This is a genomic window from Janthinobacterium sp. BCJ23 (genome assembly GCF_059617945.1).
On record NZ_JCAQAW010000001.1, the window covers coordinates 399,409 to 417,858 of the forward strand.

20 protein-coding genes are annotated in these 18,450 nt (G+C 63.5%); 17 read left to right on the plus strand and 3 right to left on the minus strand.

The window, feature by feature from the left end; all coding sequences use genetic code 11:
• Positions 1-13: 13 nt before the first annotated feature.
• The 11 genes from AC54AG_RS01765 to AC54AG_RS01815 all read left to right on the plus strand — a co-directional run bounded on the left by AC54AG_RS01765 (position 14) and on the right by AC54AG_RS01815 (position 11,632).
• Positions 14-670, plus strand: coding sequence for an energy transducer TonB (locus tag AC54AG_RS01765; protein WP_034754161.1), 657 nt, complete (start codon positions 14-16; stop codon positions 668-670).
• Between the two features lie 86 nt (positions 671-756).
• On the plus strand, positions 757-1,689 hold the full coding sequence (locus tag AC54AG_RS01770) for a MotA/TolQ/ExbB proton channel family protein (protein WP_181878028.1): 933 nt from the start codon (positions 757-759) through the stop codon (positions 1,687-1,689).
• A 5-nt stretch (positions 1,690-1,694) separates the two neighbouring features.
• Positions 1,695-2,123 carry an ExbD/TolR family protein gene (locus AC54AG_RS01775; protein ID WP_034754165.1) on the plus strand — a complete coding sequence of 143 codons (429 nt, stop codon included), beginning with the start codon at positions 1,695-1,697 and terminating at the stop codon, positions 2,121-2,123.
• A gap of 105 nt (positions 2,124-2,228) precedes the next feature.
• Positions 2,229-2,660, plus strand: a complete 432-nt coding sequence (locus tag AC54AG_RS01780) for an ExbD/TolR family protein (protein ID WP_176741207.1) — start codon at positions 2,229-2,231, stop codon at positions 2,658-2,660.
• A gap of 78 nt (positions 2,661-2,738) precedes the next feature.
• On the plus strand, positions 2,739-3,950 hold the full coding sequence (locus tag AC54AG_RS01785) for a tetratricopeptide repeat protein (protein ID WP_034754169.1): 1,212 nt from the start codon (positions 2,739-2,741) through the stop codon (positions 3,948-3,950).
• 180 nt (positions 3,951-4,130) lie between these two features.
• Positions 4,131-5,102, plus strand: a complete 972-nt coding sequence (locus AC54AG_RS01790; protein WP_034754171.1) for a bifunctional riboflavin kinase/FAD synthetase — start codon at positions 4,131-4,133, stop codon at positions 5,100-5,102.
• Between the two features lie 67 nt (positions 5,103-5,169).
• Positions 5,170-8,070: an isoleucine--tRNA ligase gene (gene ileS, locus AC54AG_RS01795; RefSeq protein ID WP_496629353.1), complete on the plus strand. Its 2,901-nt coding sequence runs from the start codon at positions 5,170-5,172 to the stop codon at positions 8,068-8,070.
• An 88-nt stretch (positions 8,071-8,158) separates the two neighbouring features.
• Entirely contained in the window at positions 8,159-8,668 is a 510-nt protein-coding gene (gene lspA, locus AC54AG_RS01800) for a signal peptidase II (protein ID WP_034754175.1), read from the plus strand.
• Positions 8,669-8,685: 17 nt separating this feature from the next.
• Positions 8,686-9,906 (plus strand): bifunctional phosphopantothenoylcysteine decarboxylase/phosphopantothenate--cysteine ligase CoaBC, encoded by a 1,221-nt coding sequence (gene coaBC / locus AC54AG_RS01805; RefSeq protein ID WP_496629354.1) that lies wholly within the window; start codon positions 8,686-8,688, stop codon positions 9,904-9,906.
• Positions 9,907-9,941: 35 nt separating this feature from the next.
• Positions 9,942-10,391 carry a dUTP diphosphatase gene (dut, locus tag AC54AG_RS01810; protein WP_034785229.1) on the plus strand — a complete coding sequence of 150 codons (450 nt, stop codon included), beginning with the start codon at positions 9,942-9,944 and terminating at the stop codon, positions 10,389-10,391.
• A gap of 137 nt (positions 10,392-10,528) precedes the next feature.
• Entirely contained in the window at positions 10,529-11,632 is a 1,104-nt protein-coding gene (locus tag AC54AG_RS01815; protein WP_070303583.1) for a M48 family metallopeptidase, read from the plus strand.
• Between the two features lie 31 nt (positions 11,633-11,663).
• Here AC54AG_RS01815 and AC54AG_RS01820 read toward each other — a convergent pair whose 3' ends face one another.
• A complete protein-coding gene (locus tag AC54AG_RS01820; protein WP_162995759.1) occupies positions 11,664-11,804 on the minus strand; it encodes a hypothetical protein in 141 nt (46 codons plus the stop codon).
• Positions 11,805-11,901: 97 nt separating this feature from the next.
• Here AC54AG_RS01820 and AC54AG_RS01825 point away from each other — a divergent pair, with 97 nt between their 5' ends.
• The 5 genes from AC54AG_RS01825 to AC54AG_RS01845 all read left to right on the plus strand — a co-directional run bounded on the left by AC54AG_RS01825 (position 11,902) and on the right by AC54AG_RS01845 (position 15,646).
• A complete protein-coding gene (locus AC54AG_RS01825) occupies positions 11,902-12,909 on the plus strand; it encodes an XdhC family protein (protein ID WP_456130192.1) in 1,008 nt (335 codons plus the stop codon).
• A gap of 71 nt (positions 12,910-12,980) precedes the next feature.
• Complete coding sequence (locus AC54AG_RS01830) at positions 12,981-13,886, plus strand: DNA-3-methyladenine glycosylase family protein (protein WP_496629355.1); 906 nt, start codon at positions 12,981-12,983, stop codon at positions 13,884-13,886.
• 57 nt (positions 13,887-13,943) lie between these two features.
• Positions 13,944-14,315, plus strand: coding sequence for a COG4315 family predicted lipoprotein (locus tag AC54AG_RS01835; RefSeq protein WP_071322330.1), 372 nt, complete (start codon positions 13,944-13,946; stop codon positions 14,313-14,315).
• Positions 14,316-14,336: 21 nt separating this feature from the next.
• A complete protein-coding gene (locus tag AC54AG_RS01840) occupies positions 14,337-14,858 on the plus strand; it encodes an RNA polymerase sigma factor (RefSeq protein WP_219327651.1) in 522 nt (173 codons plus the stop codon).
• Positions 14,855-15,646 carry an anti-sigma factor family protein gene (locus tag AC54AG_RS01845; RefSeq protein WP_496629356.1) on the plus strand — a complete coding sequence of 264 codons (792 nt, stop codon included), beginning with the start codon at positions 14,855-14,857 and terminating at the stop codon, positions 15,644-15,646. The genes AC54AG_RS01840 and AC54AG_RS01845 overlap by 4 nt, the downstream gene beginning before the upstream one ends.
• Here the strand turns inward: AC54AG_RS01845 and AC54AG_RS01850 are convergent.
• Positions 15,643-16,863 carry an MFS transporter gene (locus AC54AG_RS01850; RefSeq protein WP_496629357.1) on the minus strand — a complete coding sequence of 407 codons (1,221 nt, stop codon included), beginning with the start codon at positions 16,861-16,863 and terminating at the stop codon, positions 15,643-15,645. The genes AC54AG_RS01845 and AC54AG_RS01850 overlap by 4 nt on opposite strands.
• Before the next feature lie 137 nt (positions 16,864-17,000).
• On the opposite strand from AC54AG_RS01850, the gene AC54AG_RS01855 reads away from it, so the two are divergent.
• Complete coding sequence (locus AC54AG_RS01855) at positions 17,001-17,963, plus strand: LysR family transcriptional regulator (protein WP_496629358.1); 963 nt, start codon at positions 17,001-17,003, stop codon at positions 17,961-17,963.
• Here AC54AG_RS01855 and mug read toward each other — a convergent pair.
• Complete coding sequence (mug, locus tag AC54AG_RS01860; protein ID WP_319990910.1) at positions 17,896-18,417, minus strand: G/U mismatch-specific DNA glycosylase; 522 nt, start codon at positions 18,415-18,417, stop codon at positions 17,896-17,898. The two genes, AC54AG_RS01855 and mug, sit on opposite strands and share 68 nt — an antisense overlap.
• Positions 18,418-18,450 lie beyond the last annotated feature (33 nt).

An 18,450-nucleotide genomic window follows, 5' to 3' on the forward strand; every position in this document is an offset into this window, starting at 1 on the left:
GGAGAAAGCAGGCATGAATTTTTCGAACGAGAAAAGTCCCAAGAACTACACAGGCATCACTATCGTTGTCCTGCTGCACGTTCTCGCGGCTTACGGGATCGTGACGGGCTTGGGCAAGCGGTTGGTCACCAAAATGATGGAACCGGTTGAAACCAAGATTATCGAGGAAGTCAAACCGCCTCCACCGAAGGATCTTCCACCGCCACCACCGCCGCCAGAAATGAAAGCGCCACCGCCGCCATTCATTCCGCCAGTCGAGGTGAACGTGCAGCAGCCGCCACCACAGCAAAACGTGATTGCAAATACGACTGCTGTGAAGCCAGCCACGAATGTATTGGCACCGCCAGCACCGCCTGCACAGCCTGCGCCAACTCCTGGACCAGCCAAATCGGTGCGTACACCGGCCGTGGTTGACTTCAGTGTCTGCGAAAAGCCGGCTTATCCAAAGTCGTCGCAGCGCAATGAGGAAACCGGTGTGGTGACACTGTCGTTCCTGATCGGTGTAGACGGCAAGGTCGCTGATTCGAAGATCGTGAAGTCCAGCGGCTTCAGAGACCTGGACAAAGCCGCGGTGCAAGGTATCAGCCGCTGTACATTTAAGCCGGCAACAGTTGACGGCAAGCCGGAACAAGGCTGGCAGCAAATGCAATACGTTTGGTCGCTGGATTAAAACCCGAGACAGTTATCCCCTGTCTCACACTATGATTTCGTTGTCATTACGTTCAGCGATCTGTTATTTTTAATTTTGGAGGAAGCATGTTTAAGAATACCCGTTTGTCCGCATTTTTTGCCGCGGTTCTGTTGTCCGTTACCGCTACTACCGCTCTGGTAGCAGCTCCGGCATTCGCTGACGCGCCAGCATCGGCAGCAGCTACGGCTCCAGCGGCAGACGCTGCAGCAGCACCAGCACCAGCTGCTGACGCAGCAGCTCCAGCAGCAGACGCAGCCGCTCCAGCCGCTGACGCAGCAGCTCCAGCCAAAACCGAAGAAGTCCACAACCCGTTCGGCCTGCAAGCAGTATGGGACGGCGGCTTCGTGCCACGCGCCACCCTGATCATCCTGGCCATCATGTCGATCGGCAGCTGGTACATCATCATCACCAAGCTGATGGATCAAATGAAGATCTTCAAGCAAGCTAAAGAAACCGCTGCCAAATTCTGGAAAGCACCTTCGATCGCTGCTGGTTCGGCAACGCTGACCGAAGGCTCGCCATTCCGCTTCATCGCTGAATCGGGCACCAAGGCAACGGCTCACCATGACGGCGCCCTGCTGGAACAAATCGATCTGTCGACCTGGGTGACGATGTCGATCCAGCGCGCTTCGGACAAAGTCCAATCGCGTCTGCAAGATGGCCTGTCGTTCCTGGCAACCGTTGGTTCGACCGCACCGTTTATCGGTCTGTTCGGTACCGTTTGGGGTATTTATGGCGCGCTGACCAACATCGGCATGACCGGTAACGCTTCGATCGATAAAGTTGCAGGTCCAGTTGGTGAAGCACTGATCATGACCGCTTTCGGTCTGCTGGTCGCCGTTCCTGCCGTTCTGGGTTACAACTGGCTGGTGCGTCGTAACAAAACCGCAATGGAAGACGTACGCTCGTTCAGCGCCGACGTTCACTCGGTACTGATCTCCGGCGCAATGTCGACCAGCGAAGCTGGCCGTGCTGCCGGCGCTAAAAAGATCGGATAAGAATCATGTCGATGTCCGTCGGCTCCGACAGCGGAGATGAAGATCAAGTAATGTCAGAAATCAACACGACGCCGCTCGTCGACATCATGTTGGTTTTGCTGATCATTTTCTTGATCACCAGTCCGGTTGTCCTCAAATTGCAGAAAATCGATCTGCCGATCGAGGCCAACCAAGCCCTTCAAAGCAAGCCAGAAAACGTCAACATCGTTGTCAACAAGGATGGCGAGATTTATCTGGGCCAGAAGAAACTGAAAGATACGAGCGAACTGTTCGATTATCTGAAAGTTGAAGCAGTGAAAGTACCGCAGCCGGAAGTACACGTTCGTGGCGACCAAGAAACACGCTACGAATCGATCGGCCGGGTTATTTACACGACCCAACGTGCCGGGATCCAGAAGGTCGGCTTCATCACCGAACCACCTGACAAGGGCTGATAGCGACTGGCAGCGGCGCCCCGGCAACAAGGGCGCGCCACTGCCGGAAGCTGACCGGGCGGCAGTTTCGCCCGGTGCTTCGTTGGACTTCTTAAAGGAAACACTATGAGTATGAATGTCGGTTCGGGAAGCGCTCCAGGCGCGGATCCGGAACCAATGATGGAACTGAACATGACGCCCCTCATCGACGTGATGCTGGTGCTGATTATCATGTTGATCATCACGATTCCTAAGCAAAACCACTCGGTGAACTTGAACATGCCGGTCGGCACCCCGCCGCCACCGACAACCGAACCAGTGGTCGTCACGATCGATGTCGATTTTGACGGTACGATCTTGTGGGACAATCAGGTCGTTCCTGACCGCGCTTCGCTGGAAGCCAAGCTGAGCAACGTCGCTGCGCAAGCAGACCAGCCGGAAGTGCATCTGCGTCCGAACAAGCTGGTGGAATACAAAGTCGTCGCCGGTGTGATGGCGTCGGCGCAGCGTCTGGGCGTGACCAAAATCGGTCTGGTCGGCAACGAGCAATTCCAGTAAGCTGCAGCAATCAGGTTCTCTTTACATCCGAATAGGCAGGACTTCCTGCCTATTCGCTTTTTACTGAAAGACTTTCTTATGTCCAAGTTTCGTCTCGCTCATCTCGGCCTCGTCATGGCCGCTATCGGTTTTACCGCAGCAACTCCCGTAATCGGCCTGGGCTCGCTGGCATACGCCGCGGACACCGTGCGTGCCGAAGTGGGCAAGCCACTGCAAGAAGCGCAAAAACTCGCTAGCAGCGGCAAAAACAAGGAAGCGCTGGCCAAGCTGCGCGAAGCTGACAGCGTCGGCGGCAAGACCGCCTTTGAAAGCTACCAGATCGAGCGCGTGCGCGCCTCGGCCGCTGCTGCCGCCGGCGACAACGGCACCGCCATCAAGGCGTTTGAAGCCGTCATCAATTCCGGCCGCCTGAGCGCCGCCGAAGCCCCCAAATTCACGCAAGCGCTGGCAGGCATGTACTACCGCGCCAAGGACTGGCCGAACACCATCACCTGGATCAAACGTTCGCTGAAAGACCGCGAAGATCCACAGATGCGCGAACTGCTGATCCAGACCTACTACGTCAGCGGCAACTACGCCGAAGCGGCGAAGGAACTGCAATCGCGCGGCGGCAACTCGGAAGCGAGCCTGCAAATGCTGGCCAACATCCAGCTGAAACAGAACGACAAGGCCGGCTATGTCGCCACCCTGGAAAAACTGGCATCGAGCTATCCGAAAACCAGCTACTGGGCCGACCTGCTGAACCGCGTTTCCGGCAAACCTGGCTTCTCGCAGCGCCTGGGCCTGGACGTCCAGCGCCTGCGCCTGGCCAACGGCCTGTTCACCAAGCCATCCGAATACATGGAAATCAGCCAGCTGGCCCTGCAAGCAGGCAATCCTGGCGAAGCGCTGGCCATCATCGAGCAGGGCTACAAAAAAGGCGTGCTGGGCACCGGCACCGATGCCGCCCGTCACCAGCGCCTGAAAGACCTGGCCCTGAAGACCCAGGCTGACCTGAAGGCCAACGCCGCCAAGTCGGAAGCGGAATACGTCAAGAACAAGGACGCCGACAGCTTGAGCAAGCTGGGCTTCGCCCTGGTCTACGATGGCCAGGCCGACAAAGGCCTGGGCCTGATGAATGACGCCGTGAAAATGGGCACCGCCAAGTATCCGGAAGAAGCCAAGCTGCATCTGGGCATCGCCTACATCCACGCCGGCAAGAAATCCAACGCATCGACCGCGTTGAAAGCCGTCAAGGGCACGGATGGCGCGGCTGACCTGGCCCGTTACTGGGCCCTGATGAACAAATAAGTTCATGTTGAGATTGCACTGAATAGTTAGTGCGTCCCGAAAAGCGTTGCCAGCACACCCGCCGGCAACGCTTTTTATCATTTCAGCAGGGAAATTGCCCCTGCGCCCGCCCTGCCGGGTGTGCATCCCTGAAACAGTCCGTATAATCCCCCTTTTGGCACAGTTTTTCATCAGATTCCTATGAAGGTATTCCGCGGACTTCCCAATGCCCAGGCACGAGCGCCTTGCGCTCTGACCATCGGCAATTTTGACGGTGTCCACATCGGCCATCAGGCCTTGCTGGCGCGCGTGCGCGAAGCTGCCACCGAACTCGGCATCGAAGCGGCCGTGATGACGTTCGAGCCGCACCCGCGCGAGTTCTTCGCGCAGCGCGCGGGCGACCTGTCGAAGGCGCCGCAGCGCATCGCCAACCTGCGCGACAAGCTGCAGTCGCTGGACGACGCCGGCATCGACCGTGTCGTCGTCGAGCACTTCAGCGCCCAGTTCGCCGCCCTGACGCCGCAGGAATTCACGGAAAAAGTCCTCGTCGACGGCTTGCACGTGAAATGGCTGATGGTCGGCGACGACTTCTGCTATGGCGCCCGGCGCGCCGGCGACGTCGCCATGCTGCAGGAAGCGGGCCGCCAATACGGTTTCCACGTAGAAACTTTACCGACGGTGATGAATGGCAGCACGCGCATCTCCTCGTCGGCCGTGCGCCTGGCCCTGGCCGCCGGCGATTTCCCGCTGGCCACGCAGTTGCTCGGCCATCCGTACGCCATTTCCGGCCACGTCATCCACGGCCAGAAGCTGGGCCGCACGCTCGGTTTCCCCACTCTGAACCTGCGCGTGGCGCACCGCCCCGCCCTGTCCGGCATCTTTATCGTGCAGGTGCACGGCCTGGGACCGGCACCGCTGCCCGCCGTGGCCAGCCTCGGCGTGCGCCCCACCGTCGACGACAGCGGCCGCGTCTTGCTGGAAGTGCATCTGTTCGATTTCGCCCAGTCCTGCTACGGCAAGCTGGTACGCGTGGAATTCCTGGAAAAGCTGCGCGACGAAGAAAAGTACGACGACTTGCCCACCCTGACGGCCGCCATCGAGCGCGACTCGAACCAGGCGCGCGCCTACTTCGAGCAGCGCAGCGGCGCCATTACCGCCACCGACCGAATTTGACGCCGGCCAACTCCGCCGACTGGCGGCACCTGCCGCCGCAAACCATTCAATATCATTAAAGAAGATTATGTCCGATCAAAACAAGCCAGCCACGCCCAAGCAGAACAAGAAGCCTGAAAGCAAATACCCGGTCAACATGACGGAAACCCCATTCCCGATGCGCGGCGACATGGCCAAGCGCGAGCCGCAATGGGTACAGCAATGGCAAGACAAGAAAATCTACGAGCGCGTGCGCAAGGCCGCCGCCGGCCGTCCGAAATTCATCCTGCATGACGGCCCGCCGTACGCGAATGGCGACATCCACCTGGGCCACGCCGTCAACAAGATCCTCAAGGATATGGTCGTCAAGTCGCGCTCACTGGCCGGCTTCGACGCGCCCTATGTACCGGGCTGGGATTGCCACGGCATGCCGATCGAGATCCAGATCGAAAAACTGCACGGCAAGAACCTGCCGACGGCCGAAGTGCTGGAAAAGGCGCGCGCCTACGCCAACGTGCAGGTCGAGCGCCAGAAGAAAGACTTTATCCGCCTGGGCGTGCTGGGCGAGTGGGACAACCCGTATTTGACGATGGCGCACGGCAATGAAGCGGACGAATTGCGCTCGCTGGGCAAGCTGCTGGAAAAAGGTTATGTCTACCGCGGCCTGAAGCCCGTCAACTGGTGCTTCGACTGCCAGTCGGCGCTGGCCGAAGCGGAAGTGGAATACGCGGAAAAACGCGATCCCGCCATCGATGTCGGCTTCAAGTTCGCCGAGCCGGCCAAACTGGCGGCCGCCTTCGGCCTGCCATCGCTGCCGACCGATAACGGTTTCATCGTCATCTGGACCACGACGCCGTGGACCATCCCGTCGAACCAGGCGCTGAACGTGCACCCGGAAGTCAAATACGCGCTGGTGAAAGCCGAGCGCGATGGCCAGCCATTGCTGCTGATCCTGGCGCAAGACCTGGTCGTGGCCAGCCTGGCGCGCTTCAAGCTCGAAGGCACGACGATCGCCACCTGCGACGGCGCGGCCCTGGCCGGCATCAGCTTCCGCCACCCGCTGCATGCGAGCGACGCTTTCTATGACCGTCTGTCGCCCTTGTACCTGGCCGAATACGTGACCACGGAAAGCGGCACGGGCGTGGTGCACTCGGCGCCAGCCTACGGCCTGGACGACTTCATCTCGTGCAAGGCGCACGGCATGAAGGACGACGACATCATCAAGCCCGTCATGGGCGACGGCAAGTTCGCCTCGACCCTGCCCCTGTTCGGCGGCATGACCATCTGGGAAGCGTCGAAGCCGATCTGCAACGCCCTGCGCGAAGCGGGCGCGCTGTTCGAAGTCAAGATGTTCGACCACAGCTATATGCACTGCTGGCGCCATAAGACGCCGATCATCTACCGCGCCACCTCGCAGTGGTTCGCCGGCATGGACGTGACGCCGAAAGACGGCGGCGCGACCCTACGCGAGACGGCATTGAAAGGCATCGCCGACACCGAGTTCTTCCCGGACTGGGGCCAGGCGCGCCTGCACGGCATGATCGCCAACCGTCCTGACTGGACCCTGTCGCGCCAGCGCCAGTGGGGTGTGCCGATGGCCTTCATCGTGCACAAGGAAACGGGCGACCTGCATCCGCGCACGCCGGAACTGCTGGAGCAAGTGGCCAAGCTGATCGAAAAGAACGGCATCGAGGCATGGCAGGCGCTCGATCTGAAAGACCTGATTGGCGACGAAGCGGCCATCTACGCGAAAAACAAAGATACCCTGGACGTGTGGTTCGATTCCGGCGCCACGCACCAGACGGTGCTGGGCGGCCCGCAAGGCCACGGTTCGCATTCGACGCAGCTGCAATTCCCGGCCGACCTGTACCTGGAAGGCTCGGACCAGCATCGCGGCTGGTTCCACTCGTCGCTGCTCGTGTCGTCGATGCTGAACGGCCGTCCGCCATACAAAGCCCTGCTGACGCACGGTTTCACGGTCGATGGCGAAGGCAAGAAGATGTCTAAGTCGCTGGGCAACACGCTGGCGCCGCAAAAGATCTCGGACACCCTGGGCGCGGACATCCTGCGCCTGTGGATCGCCTCGACCGACTACACGGGCGAGCTGTCGATCTCCGACGAGATCCTGAAACGCGTGACGGAATCGTACCGCCGCATCCGCAACACCCTGCGCTTCCTGCTGGCCAATACGTCGGACTTCAATCCGGCCACGGACGCCGTGCCGGTGGCGGACATGTTCGAAATCGACCGCTATGCGCTGGCCAACATGGCATCGCTGCAAACGCAGATCGAGAACAATTACGCGCGCTACGAGTTCCACCCGGTCGTGTCGAAGCTGCAGACGTACTGCTCGGAAGACCTGGGCGGCTTCTACCTGGACATCTTGAAGGACCGTTTGTACACCTCGGGCCTGACGTCGCATGCGCGCCGTTCGGCGCAGACGGCCCTGTGGCACATCACGCAAAGCCTGCTGCGCCTGATGGCTCCGGCCCTGTCGTTCACGGCAGAAGAAGCTTGGGCTGTCTTCGCAGGAAGCGAAGCGTATGCCGCCAGCGATGAAACCATCTTCACGCAAACGTGGTGGCAGCTGCCGGAAGTGGCGGATGCCGCCGGCCTGCTGGAGAAATACACGGCACTGCGCGCCGTGCGCACGGATGTGACGAAACAGCTGGAAGACTTGCGCACCTCGGGCGCCATCGGTTCGTCGCTGCAGGCGGAACTGACGATCAAGGCCGCGCCGATGAAGTACAAGCTGCTGACCACCCTGGGCGAAGACTTGAAGTTCGTCTTCATCACCTCGCAGGCAACCGTGGCTGAAGTGGCCGACGAAGCGGCAGAAGAGGTGGTCGTGGCCGCGTCGACGGCGCCGAAGTGCGAGCGCTGCTGGCACTACCGTGCGGACGTGGGTACGGACGCCGCGCATGCTACCCTGTGCGGCCGCTGCGTCAGCAATCTGTTTGGCGCGGGCGAGAAACGCCGCTTCGCCTAAAACAGCAAGCCGGGGCTGGGTGACTTCCGCCCCGCTCCCACCGCCGCTGCCCCAAGGGTAGCGGCGGCTTTATCTTCCCTGGAAAAATATGGCCACTAAAAACCGTTTTTCATCGAAATCGTCATCGTCGGCGTCGCTCGTGCCATGGCTGGGCATTGCCGCCATCGTCATCCTGTTCGACCAGATCACCAAGATCACAATCCTGAAGACCTTCCGTTATGCGCAGGAGATGGTCATCACCTCGTATTTCAACCTGGTGCTCGCGTATAACAAGGGCGCCGCGTTCAGCTTCCTGTCCGACCAAGGCGGCTGGCAGCGCTATTTCTTCACCGGCATCGCCCTGGCGGCCGCCATCTACATCATCTATCTGCTGAAAAAGCACGCGGGCCAGCGCATGTTCTGCTGGGCCCTGGCGCTGATACTCGGCGGCGCGCTGGGCAACGCCATCGACCGCCTGATGTACGGCCACGTGGTCGACTTCCTCGACTTCCACTGGAAAAGCTGGGGCCATTTCCCCGCTTTCAATATCGCCGACAGCGCCATCTGCATCGGCGCGGCCCTGTTCATCATCGATGAACTGCGCCGGGTAAACAAATAGACACGCGGGAGAACGGCATGGAATTGTCCGGCAAAAAAATCGTCCTGGGACTGTCAGGCGGCGTCGCCTGCTACAAGGCGGCGGAACTGTGCCGCGCGCTGACAAAGGCCGGCGCCTCGGTGCAAGTGGTGATGACGGATGCGGCCAGCCACTTCATCACGGCCGTCACGATGCAGGCGCTGTCCGGCCACCCCGTGCACACGAGCCAGTGGGATGCGCGCATCGACAACAACATGGCGCATATCGATTTGACGCGCCATGCGGACGCCATCCTGATCGCGCCGTGTTCGGCAGACTTCATGCGCAAGCTCGCGCATGGCGTGTGCGACGACCTGCTGTCGACCCTGTGCCTGGCCCGCCCATCCCACCTGCCCCTGCTGGTGGCGCCGGCCATGAACGTGGAAATGTGGCAGAACCCCGCCACGCAACGCAATGTGCAGCAGCTGCGCGACGACGGCATCAAGCTGTTCGGCCCGGCCGCCGGCGAACAGGCATGCGGCGAAGTTGGCCTGGGCCGCATGCTGGAACCGGAGCAATTGCTGACGGAACTGATCGCTTCCTTCCAGCCGAAAGTCCTGGCGGGCAAGCGCGTGCTGGTCACGGCCGGCCCCACGTTCGAAGCCATCGACCCCGTGCGCGGCATTACCAATCTGTCCTCGGGCAAGATGGGCTATGCGGTGGCGCGCGCGGCGCGCGAAGCGGGCGCCGAGGTGCTGCTCATTTCCGGCCCGACGGCCCTGGACGCGCCATTCGGCGTGCGCCGCATCGACGTGCAAAGCGCGCAGCAGATGCATGATGCCGTACTGGCCCACGTCGACGGCCAGCATGTCTTCGTCGCCGTGGCCGCCGTCGCCGACTGGCGCGTGGCCAACGCCAGCGACCAGAAGATGAAAAAGCAGGCCGACGGCTCCGTGCCCGAACTGCAGTTCGCGCAAAACCCCGACATCCTGGCCACCGTGGCGGCACGCACCAACCTGGCCGGCTATCCGTACTGCGTGGGCTTTGCCGCCGAATCGGAAAACCTCGTGGAATTCGGCTCGACCAAGCGTGAAAAGAAGGGCATTCCCCTCCTGGTCGGCAATATCGGCCAGAACACGTTTGGCCAGGACGACAACACCATCATCCTGTTCGACGAGGAAGGCCATACCGTGCTGCCGCGCGCCTCGAAACTGAACCTGGCGCGCCAGCTGATTTCGGAAATCTCGAAGCGCATTGCCAAGAATTCGCTGCTCAAATAATCCCATTAAACGACTTAGCTTAGTTAGTTAGATTCATGAAAAATATCGACATCAAGATCCTCGACGCCCGCATGAAAGAACTGCTGCCGGCCTACGCCACGCCCGGCAGCGCCGGCCTGGACCTGCGCGCCTGCATCGACGAAGCGATCACCATCGAAGCCGGCCAGACCGTGCTCATTCCCACTGGCTTGGCCATCCACATCGGCGACCCGTCGTATGCGGCCATGATCCTGCCGCGCAGCGGCATGGGCCACAAAAACGGCATCGTATTGGGGAATCTGGTAGGCTTGATCGACTCCGATTACCAGGGCCAGCTGATGGTATCGACCTGGAACCGGGGCCAGAGCGCTTTCACGCTCAATCCCATGGAACGCCTGGCGCAACTGATTATCGTGCCGGTGCTGCAAGTGGGCTTTAACGTCGTCGAGGAATTCGGCGACAGCGAACGCGGTGTTGGCGGTTTCGGCAGCACCGGCAAACATTAACAGCGACTGACAAACCGTAGCGAGCGGATGTGAGTTGTGGCTGAGAAGCGGAGCTGTGCGAATGCACAGTGAGCATCGGAGGCCGCAAATCGCGCCGCGCAGTAGGTTTTGTCAGGAGCTACACGAAGGAATAGTCCATGCCAGGTTTCCGCCATCTGATCCCAGCCCCAACTTCGCTGCGCCGATTGGCCACTCCTCTCCTGTTGGCCAGTGCGGCCATCCTCGCTGGTTGCACCACCCCGATGACGAATGTCAGCGGCCCGTTCAACGTCGTGCCGGCGCCCGATGCGCCCGCGCCGACGGCGCAGCAAAAGGCGGCGCAGGAAGAACTGGTGAAGATGGTGGCGCTGCAGGACCGCCTGTCGAAAGTCTCGGCGCCCCTGCTGATCAACAATGCGGACCTGTGCAAGACGTATGCGCGCAACTTGCTGGGCTTCACGGCGCAGAACAAGTATTCCTACCCTGGCATCTATGCCGACGCGGCGCAGGCGGCGCTCGGCTATGGCGAACAGATGCAGGTGTCCGGCGTCCTGCCGGGCAGCGGCGCCGCGCGCGCCGGCTTGCGCAAGGGCGACGGCTTGCTGGCAGCCGAAGGCAAGCCGCTGCCGGCCGGCCCGAAAGCGGAAGGCCCGTTCGGCGCCATCGTCGGCCCGCTGGCCTCGAAAAGCGCAAGCCTGAACATGACCATCGCCCGCGACGGCCAGCAGCAGGACCTCAAAATTCCCGTCACGCGCGCCTGCGCCTTCCGCGTCGCCCTGGGCAATGCGGACAATATCAACGCGTATTCAGACGGCGGACGTATCATGCTCACGCGCGGCATGGTCAATGCGGCGCAAAACGACGAAGGCATCGCCTTCGTCATCGCCCGCGAAATGGCGCACAACATCCTCGACCACGCGCGCAGCCAGCGCACGGCAGGCACGGCCGGCAGCATCATCGACAGCCTCGGTGCCGTGCAGCCCGACGTGTCAATGCTGACGGGCGCCGCCGGCATCAAGGCCATGCCGCAGGAACTCGACGTGCAAGCCGACACCCTGGCCATCTACCTGCTGGCGCGCGCCGGCTACAACGTCGACAACGCCGCCCGCTTCTGGCAGCGCCTGGCCGCGCAAGTGCCGGCGACAGTCGCCAACGGCTACACGGCCCTGCACCCGGGTACCAACTCGCGCATGGCGGCCGTCAACCGCGCCGTCATCGACGTGCGCGCAAAGCAGGCGGCGAAGAAGCCGTTGAAGCCTTAAACGCCAAAGGCGCCTGATGCAGCAGGTTTGCTCAGGCGCCGGGGAAATTCGGAAAGTAGGTGCCCATGACCCAGGTCAGGGCGCCGCAAAACACCACCGCCAGGAACAGGGCGATGAGCAGTTTGCCAAACTTGGGGATGCCGTCATCTTGCGTCTTTTGGTCGTTCGACATGAAACTCTCCGCAGGCTGTTGGAGAGCGTAGTATAGCCACAATATTAAAAAATATTCCATACTTTGCCGCCTACCTGCGGCTTTCCTTCCGCGCCCCATGGACAGCATCGACCTTGAAGTTCTGAAAACCAGCGCCGCCTGGCTGGCCGCCGGCCACCGCTGCGAACTCGTCACCGTCATCAAGACGTGGGGTTCCAGCCCCCGCCCCGTGGGCGCCACCCTGGCCATCTGCGACGATGGCACGGTGGTCGGTTCCGTTTCCGGCGGCTGCATCGAGGATGATTTGATCGATACCGTGCGCGTGCACGGCATCGTGCGCGCGCAGCCGGAAATCGTCAGCTACGGCATCAGCGCCGACGAGGCGCACCGCTTCGGCCTGCCCTGCGGCGGCACCATCGAACTGGCCATCGAACCGCTGCATGCGGACAGCAAGGTGGCCGAACTGCTGGCACGCCTGGAAGCGCATGAACTGGTCGAACGCCGCCTGGATCTCGATACCGGCGCCGTCACCCTGCGGCGCGCCACGCCGGGGGCCGTGCTGGCCCTGGAAGATGGCATGCTCACCACGCAGCACGGCCCGCGCTGGCGCTTGCTGATCATCGGCGCCAGCCAGCTGTCGCGCTTCGTGGCGCAGATCGCCACGGCCATGGATTACCACGTCATCGTCTGCGACCCGCGCGAGGAATACCGGGGCGGCTGGAACGTGCCCGGCGTGCCCCTGCTGCACGCCATGCCCGACGACCTCGTGCTCGAACTCAAACTCGACAGCCGCAGCGCCGTCGTCGCCCTCACGCACGACCCCAAGCTCGACGACCTGGCCCTGATGGAAGCGCTCAAATCGCCCGCGTTCTACGTGGGCGCCATCGGTTCGCGCGCCAACAATGCCAAGCGCCGCGAGCGGCTGCTGCAGTTCGACGTCAGCGCGGAACAGCTGGCGCGCCTGCACGGCCCCATCGGCCTGTACATCGGCAGCAAGACGCCGGCCGAAATCGCCATCTCCATCCTGGCCGAACTGACGGCCGTGAAAAATGGCGTGCCCGAGACGCTGCAGATCCAGCACGCGGCGGCCCTGAGCCCGCCCACCACCGACATCTGCGCGCGCTAAGGCAAAAAGCAAGAAACGCGGTGCGCCCGCATCGCCTCCCTGATACCGTCCCTGACTTTGTCCCCTCCACCATGACCCTGCTGCACTGGACCCTCCCCCTGCCCGCCGGCTACCGCCGCGACGACGTCATCGCCTTCCACAGCCGCGATGGGGAAGCCGTGGCCGAACAAGTCACGCCAACGGGCCTGCGCAAGGGCATCCTGATGCAGGGCGTGCCGGTCGTGCTGGACGTGGCCTTCACGGACGCTGCGGTCATCTGCCAGGCAGACATCGATGGCGATGCGGACCTTCAAACGCCGCTGCACGGCGCCTTGTTGAACATCCTCGGCCTGCGCATCGACCCGCAACCGTTCGCGCAACTGGCCGCCGGCGACCCGCTGCTGGCGCCTCTGGTCAGCGTCAATCCGGGCTTGCGCATCGTGCAATCGGCCAGCCCGTTCGAAGCGCTGACCTGGGCCATCATCGGCCAGCAGATCAACCTGCCGTTTGCCATTTCCCTGCGCCGCACTTTCATTCTGCAAGCGGGACGCCGGCACGCCAGCGGCTTGTGGTGCTATCCCGAGGCGCGCGACGTGGCACGGTTGTCGGTGGAAGAGCTGACCAGCCGCAAATTCTCGCGCGCCAAGGCGGAAACCGTGCTGCGCCTGGCACGCCTCGTCGATGAGGGAGAACTGTCGCTGGAGCTGCCGCCCTCCGGTGACGTGGCGGCGATATCGCAAGCGCTGCTGGCCGTGAAGGGCATCGGCCCGTGGACCGTCAACTACGCGCTGCTGCGCGGCTACGGCTATGCCGACTGCTCGCTGCACGGCGACGTGGCCATCCGCGCCGCCCTGCAAAAGCTGCTCGGCGAAGTAACGAAACCTGACATGGCGCGCACGGAACAGTGGCTGCGCCAGTACGCGCCGCACCGCACCATGGCGGCGGCCCACCTGTGGGCCAGCCTGCATCCAAAAAATAATCCGCCAGCGCGGGAATAAACGGCGGGCGGCACGCGTCTATCCCTTGCAAGCCCCCAAAACCTCAAGGAGACCATCATGCGCTTTACCACTTTTGCCGCCACCGCCCTGTTCACCGCCTTGTCCGCCCCACTGGCCTTCGCCGCCGACGTCATGCCCGCCAACGGCATGCTGGTCAACGCCAGCGGCATGACCGTGTACGTGTTCGACAAGGATGTCGCCGACAGCGGCAAGAGCGCCTGCAGCGGCGGCTGCCTGGTAGCCTGGCCCGCCGTCATCGCCACCGAAGCGGCGCCCGCCGCACCATATGGCAGCATCAAGCGCGAAGACAACGGCGCCATGCAGCTGACCTACAAGGGCAAGCCTCTGTACCTGTACAAGGAAGACAAGAAGCCGGGCGACGTGGCCGGCGACAATTTCAAGAATGTGTGGCACATCGTCAAGCCGTAAGCAGCCCTTCCCGCCGCCACGATGGCCACGCAAGACGATAGCCGCCAGCTGCAAGCGTGCCTGCCCGGCCTGCGCCGCTATGCGCGCGCGCTGGCGGGCGCCCTGCACGCGGACGACCTGGTGCAGGACACCGTGGAGCGGGCGTGGCGCAAGCTCGATCAGCGGCAGCGCGGCGGCGAGATGCGGCCCTGGCTGTTTTCCATCATGCACAACCTGCACGTGGATCAATTGCGCCGTCCCGGCCTGGCGCTGCAGGAGCTCGACGACGACGCCCTGCTGCCCGCGCCCGAGCGCACGCCCGGGCAGTCCATCGCCATCGGCGAAATGGATGCGGCGCTGGCCCGCTTGCCGCTGGGGCAGCGCGAAGTGATCCTGCTCGTCGCGCTGGAACAGATGCCGTACGAGCAGGTGGCGGCCACCCTGGACATCCCCATCGGCACCGTCATGTCGCGTTTATCGCGCGGGCGCGAGCGGCTGCGCGAACTGCTCGACGGCCGCCCCGTTGGCAGCCATGGCGCCCCCACCCTGAAAGTCGTGAAATGACAACGCAAGCCATCAGCGAAGCGCAATTGCACGCCCTGGCCGACGGCGTCCTGCCCGAGGAACAGCGCGCGGCCATCGATGACCACCTGCGCGCGCATCCAGAAGACGCCGCCCGAGTCGACGCCTGGCGTGCACAGAACCGGCAATTGCGCGCCCTGTTCGACCCCGTGCTGGACGAAACCGTGCCACCGGCCCTGCTGCAATCGGCATCGCCACCGGCCGCGAACGGCGCCTGGCAGCGCCCCGCCATGCAGGCAGCAGCGGCCGTCGTGCTGGTGATCGCTGGCGGCGCGGGCGGCTGGCTGCTGCGCGGCGATGCAAGCGACAGCATCACCACCAGCGCCAGCCCCCTTGCCCTGGCGCGCAGCGCCGCCATCGCCCACGCCGTCTACACACCCGAAGTGCGCCACCCTGTGGAAGTGGGCGCGGAACAGGAGGCGCACCTGGTGCAATGGCTGTCGAAACGCCTGGGTACGAAATTGCAGCCGCCCGCGCTGTCGCCGCTCGGTTATCACCTGATCGGCGGACGCCTGCTGCCCGGCGATGGCGCCGGCCCCGTGGCGCAATTCATGTATGAAGATGGCGGCGGCAAGCGCCTGACCCTGTACGTGGCGAAAGAGCGGGCCGGCAGGCAGGAAACGGCCTTCCGCTACACGCAGGAAAAGGAATTGAGCGTGTTTTACTGGATCGACGGCCAGCTCGGTTATGCCCTCTCGGCGAACCTGCCCAAGCAGGAACTGGGCAAGATCGCCGGCGCCGTGTACGCGCAGCTGGAACAGCCGCGTTAAGTTAAGGTTGGCGCGCGCCGCTGTGCGCGTGATCCGGCCAGGTGGATCGCTCCGGCCAGCAAGCCCAATGCAACGCCAAACACCGCCACGCCCGTCCAGCCGAAACGCTGCATCAGCCAGCCGCTCACCGCCACGCCGGCGGCGCCGCCAATAAAGGTCGCCGTCATGTACAGGCTGTTGATGCGGCCCTGGGCGGCCGGATCGACGGCAAAGGCGCGCGTCTGGTTGGCCACCAAGGCAGCCTGCACGCCGATGTCGAGCACGATGACGCCGATCACCAGCAAGACCAGCGACGAGGCGGCGCCCGCCAGCAGTACGTAGGACAAGGTCACGATGGCGATGCTCAGGCCAATGACCGTGCGCGAACCGAGTCTGTCGGTGGCCCTGCCGCCCACAGTGGCGGCCAGCGCGCCGGCCGCGCCGATGATGCCGAAGGCGCCAGCCCAGGCGCTGCCCAGGTGCCATGGACCGTTGGCCAGCAGCGACGCCAGGTTGACCCAGAACGCATTGAAGCAGGCCCACAACAGCGCCTGGATCAGCATCGATTCGCGCAGGGGACGATGGTCGCGCGCCAGTGGCCACAACGACGCCAGCAAGCCAAGGTAGGAGAGCTGGCTACCCGGTTTCCCGCGTGGCAGCAAGGCCGCCGCCGCGATCCACACGGGCACCATGAATGCCGCTTCCATGGCGTACACGGCGCGCCAGCCCCAGGCCTCGCCCACCACGCCGGCCACCGTGCGCCCGAGCAGGATGCCCACCATGATGCCGCTGACCACCGTGCCGACGGAACGGCCGCGCTCAGCGGGCGGCGACATGCTCGCGGCGAGCGGCACCAGTTGCTGCGGCACGCAGCTGACGATGCCCAGGCCAAACGAAGCGCCGATCAGCGGCCAGATGCCCGGTGCCAGCGCCGCCGCCAGGGCGCAAACAAAAGCCAGCGCGATCTGCCCCAGCACCAGGGTGCGCCGGTCGACGCGGTCGCCCAGCGGCAGCAGCAGCGCCAGCCCTGTGGCAAAGCCCAGCAGCGCCGCGCCGGCGACCAGGTTGACGGCCGCCAGGTCGACGCCGAGGCCGGACTGGATCAGGGGCAGGATAGGCTGGGTGCAATAGATGTTGGTGATGACCGCGCCGGCGATCACCGCCATCATGAGGATCTTGCCGCGCGGCGCGGACGCCACGGTGTGTGCATCGGGCGGGGGAATGGGTGTGGGGCGCATGGCGCTCTCCTTTCAAGTTGCCGCGGCAACATGCCGCAGCGAAGGAGACCAGCTTACGTACTTGCACCAACAAAGAGAATCCCATAAGATTGAGAATCATTCTTCCAAAATTCGATAGACTCACATGAGAACACGCGATGGATAGACTGGAATCCATGACCATCCTGCTGGCCGTGGTGGACGCGGGCAGCCTGTCGGCCGCCGCACGCCATCTCGGCATGCCGCTGGCCAACGTCAGCCGCAAGGTGGCGGCGCTGGAAGCGCACCTCAACACGCGCCTGCTGCACCGCACGACGCGCCAGCTGTCGCTGACGGAGGCGGGCCACTCCTACGTGGCCGCGTGCCGCCGCATCCTCGAAGAGATCGGCGAAGCGGAGCGTATTGCGACGGGCGAATACGCGGTGCCGAAAGGCGAACTGACGATCACGGCGCCCGTCATGTTCGGACGCCTGCACATCGTACCCGTGGTGGCGGCGTTCCTCGCCCGCTATCCGGACATCGAGATCAAGCTGGTACTGACGGACCGCGTCCTGCACCTGATGGACGAGCAGGTCGACGTGGCCGTGCGCATCGGCGACCTGCCCGACAGCAGCTTCGTGGCGACGCGGGTCGGCACGGTGCGCCGGGTCGTCTGCGCCAGCCCCGGCTACCTGGCCGCGCATGGCACGCCAACTGCGCCGGGCGATCTGGCCGCGCACGCCTGCATCAGTTTCGAAGTGCTGGAATCACGGCGCGCCTGGGTCTTCGGCACGGGCAAGGCTGCGCAGTCCGTGCCCGTGCACTCGCGCCTGGCCGTCAATACGGTGGACGCGGCGATCGCCGCCGCCACCCTGGACGCGGGCGTGATCCGCGTGCTGTCGTATCAGGTCATGGACGCCCTGCGCGGCGACAGGCTGCGCATCGTGCTCGCACCGTTCGAAGCGGCGCCCTTGCCCGTCAGCCTGCTGCACAAGGGGCAAGCACCGCTGCCCTTGAAATTGCGCGCCTTCCTCGATTTCGTCACGCCGCTGTTGCGCGCCGTGGCACTGGACGTCAGCCCAGCGCGCGTTGGAGTTCGGCATACGCGTCGACCAGCCGCTCCTTCGAATAGCCGCGATTGAGCCCACTCGGATTGGGCAAGATCCACACACGCGCGCCGCCGAAGCGCTCTGCCTGTTCGCCCCACTCCAGCTGGCGCTTGCCCGTCATCGCCGCGTAGGCGGCCTTGCCCAGGAAGGCGATCCACTGCGGCCGCATCAATACCAGTTTATGTTGCAGGCCCGCCGCCGCTTGCGCGAATTCGTCCGCCCCCACCTGGTCCGCGCGGCTGGTCGGGCGGCCGACGGCCGCCGTCAAGCCCAGTCCGAAATCGAGCACGCTGGCATCGTCCTGCGGCGCCACCAGATGCGGCGTGAAGCCGGACAGGTGCAGCACGGGCCAGAAGCGGTTGCCGCGGCCGAGAAAATGGTGGCCGGCCGCCGCCGCGTCCACGCCGGGATTGAGACCGCAAAAAACCACCTGCAAGCCGGGAGCGAGGATGTCCGGCAAGCCTTGCGCCGCTGCGATGTATGTCATGGAGAACTCCAATATCAGAAGCCGCAGTATGCC

Excerpts from the sequence above, each read along its gene's own strand:
- AC54AG_RS01765 (WP_034754161.1), top strand. The coding sequence starts at position 14 with ATGAATTTTTCGAACGAGAAAAGTCCCAAGAACTACACAGGCATCACT.
- AC54AG_RS01770 (WP_181878028.1), top strand. The coding sequence starts at position 757 with ATGTTTAAGAATACCCGTTTGTCCGCATTTTTTGCCGCGGTTCTGTTG.
- AC54AG_RS01775 (WP_034754165.1), top strand. The coding sequence starts at position 1,695 with ATGTCGATGTCCGTCGGCTCCGACAGCGGAGATGAAGATCAAGTAATG.
- AC54AG_RS01780 (WP_176741207.1), top strand. The coding sequence starts at position 2,229 with ATGAGTATGAATGTCGGTTCGGGAAGCGCTCCAGGCGCGGATCCGGAA.
- AC54AG_RS01785 (WP_034754169.1), top strand. The coding sequence starts at position 2,739 with ATGTCCAAGTTTCGTCTCGCTCATCTCGGCCTCGTCATGGCCGCTATC.
- AC54AG_RS01790 (WP_034754171.1), top strand. The coding sequence starts at position 4,131 with ATGAAGGTATTCCGCGGACTTCCCAATGCCCAGGCACGAGCGCCTTGC.
- ileS (WP_496629353.1), top strand. The coding sequence starts at position 5,170 with ATGTCCGATCAAAACAAGCCAGCCACGCCCAAGCAGAACAAGAAGCCT.
- lspA (WP_034754175.1), top strand. The coding sequence starts at position 8,159 with ATGGCCACTAAAAACCGTTTTTCATCGAAATCGTCATCGTCGGCGTCG.
- coaBC (WP_496629354.1), top strand. The coding sequence starts at position 8,686 with ATGGAATTGTCCGGCAAAAAAATCGTCCTGGGACTGTCAGGCGGCGTC.
- dut (WP_034785229.1), top strand. The coding sequence starts at position 9,942 with ATGAAAAATATCGACATCAAGATCCTCGACGCCCGCATGAAAGAACTG.
- AC54AG_RS01815 (WP_070303583.1), top strand. The coding sequence starts at position 10,529 with ATGCCAGGTTTCCGCCATCTGATCCCAGCCCCAACTTCGCTGCGCCGA.
- AC54AG_RS01820 (WP_162995759.1), bottom strand. The coding sequence starts at position 11,804 with ATGTCGAACGACCAAAAGACGCAAGATGACGGCATCCCCAAGTTTGGC.
- AC54AG_RS01825 (WP_456130192.1), top strand. The coding sequence starts at position 11,902 with ATGGACAGCATCGACCTTGAAGTTCTGAAAACCAGCGCCGCCTGGCTG.
- AC54AG_RS01830 (WP_496629355.1), top strand. The coding sequence starts at position 12,981 with ATGACCCTGCTGCACTGGACCCTCCCCCTGCCCGCCGGCTACCGCCGC.
- AC54AG_RS01835 (WP_071322330.1), top strand. The coding sequence starts at position 13,944 with ATGCGCTTTACCACTTTTGCCGCCACCGCCCTGTTCACCGCCTTGTCC.
- AC54AG_RS01840 (WP_219327651.1), top strand. The coding sequence starts at position 14,337 with ATGGCCACGCAAGACGATAGCCGCCAGCTGCAAGCGTGCCTGCCCGGC.
- AC54AG_RS01845 (WP_496629356.1), top strand. The coding sequence starts at position 14,855 with ATGACAACGCAAGCCATCAGCGAAGCGCAATTGCACGCCCTGGCCGAC.
- AC54AG_RS01850 (WP_496629357.1), bottom strand. The coding sequence starts at position 16,863 with ATGCGCCCCACACCCATTCCCCCGCCCGATGCACACACCGTGGCGTCC.
- AC54AG_RS01855 (WP_496629358.1), top strand. The coding sequence starts at position 17,001 with ATGGATAGACTGGAATCCATGACCATCCTGCTGGCCGTGGTGGACGCG.
- mug (WP_319990910.1), bottom strand. The coding sequence starts at position 18,417 with ATGACATACATCGCAGCGGCGCAAGGCTTGCCGGACATCCTCGCTCCC.